This window comes from Acinetobacter sp. UBA2063, assembly GCF_002333245.1.
Classification (GTDB): domain Bacteria; phylum Pseudomonadota; class Gammaproteobacteria; order Pseudomonadales; family Moraxellaceae; genus Acinetobacter; species Acinetobacter parvus.
On the sequence record NZ_DDAH01000099.1, the window covers coordinates 1 to 9,414 of the forward strand.

Here is a 9,414-nt window from a genome sequence, read left to right on the forward strand (position 1 = left end):
GGCAGACGCAAAACGTAAAGCCGATGCCGACGCTAAAGCAAAAGCGGATGCAGAAGAAGCCAAAGCTGCTGCCGCTAAAAAAGCTGAACAAGAAGCTGCTCAGAAAAAAGCGGAAAGTAAAAAAATCGCTGATTCAACTAAAGCAGCTTTTAAAAATAAGATTACCAGAGCTTGGGAAGTCCCTTTAGCCTCTCGAGGAAAATCTATTAATGTTAATATTACACTTGATGCTAATGGGAACGTAAAATCTGTGGTTGCCAATAGTAGTGATTCTGATTTGAAAGCAAGCGTAGAGGATGCTGTTAAACGAGCGTCACCTTTACCAATGCCTGATGACCCTGATATTGTGAGTCAACTTCGCCGAATTTCCATCACATTTATTGCACAATAGTAATTTATCGTGAATAGTTACATGCCTGTCATAGCACAAAGCATGTAACTATGTTAAATAATCAACAGCCACAACAATACTATGCAAATTATTGTAATTATGGACAAGACTCGTAAACATCTCATCTCCTTAGCAGTTTTTACTGCCATTAGCACCGTTGTTCCAGCAACAACTTTTGCACAACTCCATCTTGAAATTGCCAAAGCCCCTGAACAGGCGCCTAAAATTGCGATTGTGCCATTTACCAATGACAAGGCGATTTATCCAATTGTTGAAAGCGATTTAAACCGTTCAGGTCGTTTTACCAGTGCATCACAAAATTTACCTGCCACTGCAAGTATTGATCAGATTCAGGCTGGCGACTGGCAAAATGCTGGCGTTCCCTATGTCGTTGTCGGACAAATGAAAGCTGTTGATGCCAATACATTTGAAATTCAATACCAGTTGTATGATGTACAAAAACAGCAATACCTACTCAATGAGGTCCTGACTGTACCAAGTTCACGCATCCGTCAGGCGGGACATATGATCAGTGATGCGATTTATCAGGCACTGACAGGTATTGCAGGTGACTTTAGTGGGCGTATTGCCTATGTACTGCGAAATCAGGCAACCCCAGCTCAACGTTATACCCTACAGGTTGCTGATACCGATGGCGAACAACCTAAAACCGTCCTTTCGTCACGTGATCCAATCCTTTCTCCTGCCTGGACCCCAGACGCAAAGAAAATCGCTTACGTTTCTTTTGAAACCAAACGTCCTGCAATCTATCTTCAGGACTTGGCTTCAGGACAGCGTGAAGTTTTAGCAAGCTTCAGGGGCTTGAATGGCGCACCAAGCTTTTCACCAGATGGCAAGTCCATGCTCTTTACCGCTTCAATGCATGGTAACCCTGAAATCTATCAAATGGACTTAGCTAGCCGCCAAGTCAAGCGGATGACCAACGATTCAGCGATTGATACCGAAGCACGTTATGCACCAGATGGCAAGTCATTTATCTTCACTTCTGACCGTGGTGGTTCTCCACAAATTTATAGCTATCGTTTTGATGATGGCTCGGTTAAACGCCTAACATTCAAGGGTGCGTTCAATGCCCGTGGCACCTTAAGTGCGGATGGTAAAAAAATTGCATTAGTTCATCGTCCAAGTGGAAGCAATTATAAAGTTGCCATTCAGGATATTAATACAGGCATTACCAATATCCTGACACCAACCAGTCTGGACGAATCACCGAGCTTCTCACCCAATGGGCAAATGGTGGTTTATGCGACACGTGAGGGAGAGCGCGGCTTACTCTCTATCATGTCAACAGATGGTCGTTTCCGTATGAACTTACCAAGTGAGCAAGGTGAAGTTCGCGAACCAGCTTGGGCACCCAAATAAATTTGATTGATTGGAGAAACATATGAATATTAAATATCTGACACTCCCCCTACTCGCAGCGACCTTGGTTTTTACAGGCTGTGCCAGCCGTAAACCTGCTGCTGAAATTACCGCAGGCAATACACCAAACAGTGCAACAACGGTAAGTACCGATGGTCTCAGTGAAGATGCTGCATTAAATGCACAAAACTTGGCAGGTGCGTCCTCAAAAGGCGTAACCGCAGCGAATAAAGCATTTTTAGCAAAACGTGTTGTACATTTTGACTATGACAGCAGCGACTTATCCCAAGAAGATTATCTAACATTACAGGCACATGCTCAATTTCTTGTTGCAAATGCCAATTCAAAAGTTGCTTTAACAGGCCATACCGATGAACGCGGTACACGTGAATATAATATGGCACTTGGCGAACGCCGTGCTAAAGCGGTAGAAAGCTTTTTAATCACCAATGGTGTAAACCCACAGCAGCTTGAAGCTGTAAGCTATGGTAAGGAGGCTCCTGTCAATCAGGGCCATAATGAAGCTGCATGGAAAGAAAACCGCCGTGTGGAAATCAACTATGAAGCCGTTCCGCCATTATTAAGATAATACTTTAAGAAAAAATGCTCACATGATGTGAGCATTTTTTATAGCTGTTGTTGGATATTATCATCCTGTTTAGATGACTGCATCGACTCAATCATATCGTGCTTATTAAAATTCTTATACTCAGGCTTGGCTTCATAATCTTTCCAGGCATCTTTCACATTTTCCTTGGAAATTTCATCCAAACTAATTGGTTCACTTGGGGTTGGGGTTGCTTCAAAATTCTTGATTGACATTTTATTCTCCAAACATCCTGTCTAATATGCATCCAACATAGCATGTAAATGAAGACTTGTAATCATAAAAGCAACATAAATAAAGTAAGATAATTTTTATTTTTTGTCGTTCTCATCTAGAATAGCGGCATTCTTTTATCAATTTTGATGCAGCAAAATCGGAGCTATTCAATATGTCGTCAAACCTTACTTTGTCCCAATATTTACAACAACAAAATGGGAATTTGACACCAGAGTTGGCTCAGGTCATTGAAACAATTGCAGACACATGCAAGACCATTGATCAGGCTCTGCAAAAAGGTGCTTTGGCAGGTATTTTAGGCAGTGCGGGTAATGAAAATATTCAAGGCGAAACACAAAAGAAACTGGATGTCATTTCAAATGATTACCTGATTGATGCCCTCAAAGTTCATCCACAGGTGGGTGGCTTGGCTTCTGAAGAGCTGGATGACTTTACGCCTGCACAGGAAAATGGAAAATATTTAGTGCTATTTGACCCATTAGATGGTTCAAGCAATATTGACATCAATATGTGTGTGGGTACGATTTTCTCAATTTTACCTGCTAAAAATGCCGTAACCCAATCTACTGACTTTATGCAGGCAGGCACAGCACAGGTCGCTGCGGGCTATGTACTGTATGGGCCATCCACCATGCTGGTGCTTACTGTAGGTGCAGGTGTTACTTTCTTCACATTTGATCCAACGACACAAACTTTCCTACTTACTACGGATCAAGTACAAGTTTCAGTAGATACCCAGGAATTTGCAATTAACTCATCCAATCAACGCCACTGGGAAAATCCTGTAAAACGTTATATTGATGAACTACTTGCTGGAAAAACCTCAGTCCGTGAAAAAGATTTCAATATGCGTTGGGTAGCCTGTATGGTGGGTGATATTCATCGTATCCTGTGCCGTGGTGGTATCTTCCTTTACCCTTACGATTTAAAAGATCCGAAAAAAGCTGGACGTTTACGTCTGATGTATGAAGCGAACCCAATGAGCATGCTGATTGAACAGGCTGGTGGTGCATCTACAACAGGTCGTGTTCGCATTATGGACATCCAGCCAACTGAGTTACACCAACGTGTGCCTGTAATTATCGGTTCTAAAAATGAAGTGGAACGCGTAACAAGGTATCATTAATTATTTTTAATAATCAGGGCATTATAAATTGTAATGCCCTTTTGGATATTTACCCTATGGCGGTTATTTTTTTAGAATCAAAAGACAATGCAAAAATCAAACATTTGCGTGGACTCATCGAACTCAACAGTGCCCGAAAAAAACATCAACAAACGGTACTCGAAGGAACACATCTGTGCCTAACATGGTTACAACAACAAAAGAAAATCTTTTCCTTATTTACCACTGAACAGGCCTTAGCCCATCCAGATTTGCAAAAGATAATTGAATTGCACAAGGGGCATATCTTTGTGATCAGTGAGGTTTTATATAAAGACCTTAGTACACTGGGTACAACTCTACCCTGTTTGGCCATTATTGACTTACCCTCAAATATTCAAACTATTGATTTTAGCAAAGACACCCTGATTCTTGAAAATGTTCAGGACCCAGGTAATGTGGGTACATTATTACGCTCAGCAGCAGCGGCCAATGTTAAACAAGTCATTTGTACCCAAGGTTCAGCATTACTTTGGTCTCCTCGAGTACTACGTGCAGGCATGGGCGCACATTTTAGTTTACATTGTTTTGAGAATTATCAACTTACAGATATTTTACCAAAATTTAATATTCCCGTGTTTGTCACCAGCTCCCACCGTTCTACCAGTTTATATGGTAAGGATTTAACCCAGCCCTGTGTCTGGATTCTAGGTAACGAAGGCCAAGGTGCAAGTGACTATGCCCTTGAACATGCCCAGGCTGTCACCATTCCCCAACCTGGTGGTCAGGAGTCCTTGAACGTTGCAATTGCGGGATCAATCTGTCTGTTTGAAATGGTTCGCCAACGCCAGTAAAAGGTTAAATTATTTTAAATACACTTTCTCTGCTGAGAAAATCAATTACACTACTAAAAATAATTGCTTGAGTTGTCAACGCATCCACCCTTTTCAACGTTATAGAATTAATGAATTGAAATAATGGTGGGTATCCATGACAGGATTTTCCATCTCTATGGATTTAGCACCGAAACAGGCCCGAACCGATAATGGTACTGACCGCAGTACTGTTGAACAACGTCTGCGTTTTTTTATGCAAGACGTGACAGGTCGTGCGCTTGTGATGATGGAAAGTGCAACCCAGGGACAACAAGGCATTGCAATGGATCTGGTTCAGGAAGCTTTTATCTCATTGCATAAATCATATTCAGATAAAAGTACCGAAGAATGGTATCCGCTATTCTATACCATTTTAAATAACAAACTTCAGGACTGGCGGCGCAAAGAAGCACGCCGTGCAAACCCATTTTCATTATTTAAAAAAATTAATTTGGATGATGACGAAGAAATTATTGATGTTGTAGATGAATCCACCCCTAATCCATTCGATTTTCTAGATCAGGAAGTCACAATGGAAGAAATTCAGGCTGCAATCAATCAATTACCAGTACGTCAACAACAGGCATTTATGCTAAGAGCGTGGGAGGGTTTTGATACCATGACCACAGCTCAAATCATGGATTGCAGTGAAGGCAGTGTGAAAACACATTATCACCGTGCAATTCAGGGACTCAGAATCGCTTTAGAGCATTTAAACCCACATACGGGAGGATCATCAAATGAAAAAAGATGAATTCACCAAACAAGTGACTTCCAAGCTTGATCAACTCGCAAGAGAACAACATCACAATAAAATGTTGGTGATGAATCATGTTCTCGATTCTGTTCAAAAGAAACATACGTCTTTTTACAGTATCTGGAAAATGACTGGTTTTGCATTTGCCGCTGCAATTATGGGTATTGTGGTTCTTCCAAGTTCTTTGCAACTTACAGATAAACCACAAAATCAGGTCATCGTAAATCCAAAGCTTTCGCCACAAATGGTTGAAGATATGGAAATGTTAATGGTCTTGGGTGAGGGTAAAGTTCCACATGGCAGCTAGAAAGTTAGCACTTGTTGTGTGTACATTGGGTTTATTACAAACCAGTTTTGCTGGTTCAGAACGGTTTTGGGTTTTCTCTAAACTCAGCAAACCGACAACTGAAGAAGCATGGGATGATTTATCCCCTGAAGAACAGCGTATCTTAATTAAACGCTACCAAACATTGAAAGAAATTCCAACAGACCAAGGTTCACAACTCCAGCAAAGAATGGAATGGTTTACGCAATTACCAGATGATGAAAAACAAAAAATGCGTGACATCTGGCAGAAAATGAGCACTCAGGAGCGAAATAACTTACGTAAACGCATGCAAAATGCAAGTTTGGAAGAACGTGTAACAATTAGAGATGAATATCTAAGTAAATATTCTGAGCACTGACTATAATTTAAACTTAAGCTTATCCCTAGAGGATTACTCAGAATATAAAAAATAGCGCTACTTTAGCGCTATTTTTTGATTCATTGTTTCTACTTTCTGAATCGGCGATAAGCCAGTAAACTTAATAACCTAAATATTGAGAAAATACCCATACTGCCACCACCGCTACCCGCAGGACGAGTATCATCAGTTGTTGTGGCTGTACTAATGACACTCACTGTTGCAGTATTTGAAGCAGTACCATCTGCGTCATACACTTGATAATTGAATGAGAAATTAAATGGGTTAAGTGTATTTACTTCCTGAACATAAATATTACCGCCATAACAGATTTCTTTATCATCTGGTTCAGGACAAGCCCCTTTACGATCTGCTGTTATGGTCAAATCTCTGTTTGGTATATTAGTTAAACGAATTGGTAACTCAACTCCATCTGCATTTTTCCAGAAAGCAGGTTTATTTGGATTGCTGTCAGGTCCTTTGCCCCCCTCACCTGTATCACCGTCATCATTGGCAAAACTTAATAAATTTAAAGTCGCTTTTTCATGCTGTCTGTACTTTAAAGTTACTGATGTATCTTTAGCCAAAGGAGCCATATTAACAAATGCAGCTTGAATCAAACCAGAAGACTTTACGCTTTCGTCATTTTTAGATTGAATCGTATATTTACAAAAAGCTTTATCCCCAGCTTGAGTAATTGCATCATCAGTTCTATAAACAAGAATTTGCTCTAGGTCCTCATTCCATTCACAATGTAAGTTTGGATCAGGTTTTACTGTTTCACCAGTATCATTGATTTGTCCAATCCCCAATGCTTCAACAGTTACTTTATAATTTTCTGGACTAAAGAAATTTAATTGATGATTACCATCCGTTAATTCAACTTCTTGTGGCAATGGAAGCTGATATTTCTTTAAGTCTATATAAATTCCACGATATTTTAAATTTCCCTTAGTTTTTTCTAATAAATCTTTGTATTCTTGCAAACGAATTTTATAATAAGTTAAAAAATCAGGGTTATTAGGCTTTTCAACTAAATTTTCAAAAAAGTCATATTCTTGCTGATAGCTTGCAACTAAAGCTAATAATGAACCATTTGATAAGTCCACTAAATCTCCTGCAGTAAGTTTCATCAATTCAACTGAACCAATATCACAACTATTTCGTGCATCTGGATCATAATATAAAGTCCCATCCGTAATACGTGCAATACCACGTTGATCTGTAGAACTACAGCCTATTGCCCCCGTATTAATCAGATCTGTCTCAGTATTATTGTTTTTAGGATAATATAAAGGTAGGAATGCCGTATATTCAGAAGCATTCTGTAGAGGACTGAGTAATGTTCGGATATCATTTGTATTACTAATATCAATATTCGTTTTATTATCACTTAAGGATTGATCTGGAACATCGCACTTATTATCACCTTTAAGAGACAAGATATTATAAACTATGTTAAAACCAACTTTTTCTTCTTTAGCTGCATCACCCAATAAATAACGACAAGCATAACTTCCATTATTATAGGCCAGCACATTAAAGCCAAGTAGTTTTGTTCCCAACTTATCATATAATAATGCTGTATTTACCGTATTCTCGACAATCGTATTATTCAATAATTCCAAACTACTGCTATTACTTAATACACTAGAGTTATTATTTGGCGTATCACTTGCTTTGGTATTTCCTGAAAATTGAATTAAATTACCGATTGCTATATCTGCAATATTTTTAGCAATTGTATTGGTTGATAAAGTAACTTTGGGCTCCCCACAGAAATCCAACACGCTCTTTGAACTATTAGAACCATTACTAATTAAACTACTTCCAGTAATACTAATATCACGCTTTGAATAAACATTATCATTAAAGCAACTCATAGCCAGTACACTACCAATTGGTGACTGGTTATCCTGAATTAAGCTATTTGTTATAGAAAGTGAGGCTGTAGGTCCCGCCAAAAATATGGCTCCTCCGCCCAGACCAGCCTGTGAATTTAAGATTTTAGTATTTTGCAATGTAACATTGGCGCCTGCATAGATTGCCCCTCCCCGATCTGGAGTTTTACCATTTCTTAAGATAATATTGCTTAAGGCTAAAGCTTTATTAGCTAAAGTCGTATTGAAAATACGACTATTATTTTTGACTTCAATCGTAGTTTTTAGGTCAGTTTGAGCTGGATAATCATTAGTAAGAACACTCTTTTTCTGCCAATCTACAGGACTTTCCCCCCATATTGACACATCAGCTTTTGGAGTCAGCTCTGTATTTAACACATATGTTCCAGCCTTAAGCTGAATCACTTTCTGAGTAGTTGAAAGTATATCAGTAACTTCACATCCACCAAACGACTTACGTGTTTCTGCAGTTTTCAATGCTTCCCTTAAAGAACAAGCATTTAGGTTATCACCATCCTCATCATCGAAAGTTGTAACATTAATTGGGGTATTACTTGTTGCAGCCAAAAGGGGCATAGCAGCAATTACCATAGTTGCTAATAGAGCTTTTTTATAATTTTTCATCTCATCATCCTTGATTATGATTTAAAACGGCGTATTCCAACTAAACCTAACAACATAAATATTGCACCAAAACCCATACTTCCCCCAGAAACATTCACGGTTTTACTTTTAAAGTTATTTGGTGGATCTTGTACAATCGTTGTTGGGATTTCAATATAATAATTAGAAACATCATTTAAACGTGTTGTTGTAGTCATTACACGTAAATTAAACTTATCCGCCCCATGCCAATTACTGTCTGGCACATAAGTAATGTTGCCATCTTGATCCAAAGTCAGTTTACCTTTAGATGGAGTGGCAGTTTGTTTTATTTCTAAACATCCCCACTGCCATGCTTGCCCATCAGAACGTTTACCCAAGACTTGTTCACAGGAAGCTGGATCTAATAATTCACCATCCAATAAACTGTCTGCAATACTAAACTTCGCAATCTCACCGTACAGAATATCTTGACCAACAATTGGGATATCCCCTCGGTTAATGACCAATTCAATTGCCCCTAAATCGCATAATTCATCATAACCACTACGATTCTTTCCACGCTGATCACTTCCTTCGCAACTTGCTAAACCAACAGCACCACCATCACTATAAATTCGGCCTTTATTAACAATTAAAGAGTCTGACAATTGATTATAAGCCATTAATAAACGTGGTTTAAAGAATCCAAGCATTTGATCTTTAGGTGTATAATACGGACATAACAGACCACTTGCAGGTGGGGCGTCACATTTCTGATCTACAATATTATTCCCTGCAATCAGTTTATTGTCTCCCACACTAAAGTTTCTACGATCAAGTAACTTATCAAATTTGCTAAAATCGCAAGTTGAGTCTATTAAATTACT

General features: G+C 39.0%; 11 protein-coding genes. 8 read left to right on the top strand and 3 right to left on the bottom strand.

The features are described from left to right. From B4H32_RS04420 to pal, 3 genes are all read left to right on the top strand, one after another. Positions 1 to 391: cell envelope integrity protein TolA (locus tag B4H32_RS04420; RefSeq protein ID WP_286800330.1), on the top strand; the 391-nt coding region annotated here is incomplete at its 5' end. Positions 392 to 490: 99 nt separating this feature from the next. Then, positions 491 to 1,774, top strand: a complete 1,284-nt coding sequence (tolB, locus tag B4H32_RS04425; RefSeq protein ID WP_010589505.1) for a Tol-Pal system beta propeller repeat protein TolB — start codon at positions 491 to 493, stop codon at positions 1,772 to 1,774. Positions 1,775 to 1,796: 22 nt separating this feature from the next. Beyond that, a complete protein-coding gene (pal, locus tag B4H32_RS04430; RefSeq protein WP_004676838.1) occupies positions 1,797 to 2,363 on the top strand; it encodes a peptidoglycan-associated lipoprotein Pal in 567 nt (188 codons plus the stop codon). 38 nt (positions 2,364 to 2,401) lie between these two features. On the opposite strand, the gene B4H32_RS04435 is transcribed toward pal, so the two are convergent. After that, positions 2,402 to 2,596: an NF038105 family protein gene (locus B4H32_RS04435; RefSeq protein WP_004682682.1), complete on the bottom strand. Its 195-nt coding sequence runs from the start codon at positions 2,594 to 2,596 to the stop codon at positions 2,402 to 2,404. A 173-nt stretch (positions 2,597 to 2,769) separates the two neighbouring features. On the opposite strand from B4H32_RS04435, the gene B4H32_RS04440 reads away from it, so the two are divergent. The 5 genes from B4H32_RS04440 to B4H32_RS04460 all read left to right on the top strand — a co-directional run bounded on the left by B4H32_RS04440 (position 2,770) and on the right by B4H32_RS04460 (position 6,041). Then, entirely contained in the window at positions 2,770 to 3,744 is a 975-nt protein-coding gene (locus B4H32_RS04440; protein ID WP_286800334.1) for a class 1 fructose-bisphosphatase, read from the top strand. A 56-nt stretch (positions 3,745 to 3,800) separates the two neighbouring features. Beyond that, entirely contained in the window at positions 3,801 to 4,577 is a 777-nt protein-coding gene (locus tag B4H32_RS04445) for a TrmH family RNA methyltransferase (RefSeq protein ID WP_004682685.1), read from the top strand. A 157-nt stretch (positions 4,578 to 4,734) separates the two neighbouring features. Beyond that, the gene (locus tag B4H32_RS04450) at positions 4,735 to 5,352 is read left to right on the top strand and encodes an RNA polymerase sigma factor (RefSeq protein WP_004676830.1); all 618 of its coding nucleotides are present in this window, start codon (positions 4,735 to 4,737) and stop codon (positions 5,350 to 5,352) included. Continuing rightward, positions 5,339 to 5,662, top strand: coding sequence for a hypothetical protein (locus tag B4H32_RS04455; RefSeq protein WP_004682686.1), 324 nt, complete (start codon positions 5,339 to 5,341; stop codon positions 5,660 to 5,662). The genes B4H32_RS04450 and B4H32_RS04455 overlap by 14 nt, the downstream gene beginning before the upstream one ends. Next, positions 5,652 to 6,041, top strand: coding sequence for a DUF3106 domain-containing protein (locus B4H32_RS04460; protein ID WP_004682687.1), 390 nt, complete (start codon positions 5,652 to 5,654; stop codon positions 6,039 to 6,041). The genes B4H32_RS04455 and B4H32_RS04460 overlap by 11 nt, the downstream gene beginning before the upstream one ends. Before the next feature lie 89 nt (positions 6,042 to 6,130). On the opposite strand, the gene B4H32_RS04465 is transcribed toward B4H32_RS04460, so the two are convergent. Both B4H32_RS04465 and rbtA read right to left on the bottom strand, forming a co-directional pair. After that, entirely contained in the window at positions 6,131 to 8,566 is a 2,436-nt protein-coding gene (locus tag B4H32_RS04465) for a CSLREA domain-containing protein (RefSeq protein ID WP_286800347.1), read from the bottom strand. Between the two features lie 14 nt (positions 8,567 to 8,580). Beyond that, the coding region (gene rbtA, locus B4H32_RS04470) for a rhombotarget A (RefSeq protein ID WP_286800350.1) at positions 8,581 to 9,414 on the bottom strand (834 nt) is incomplete at its 5' end.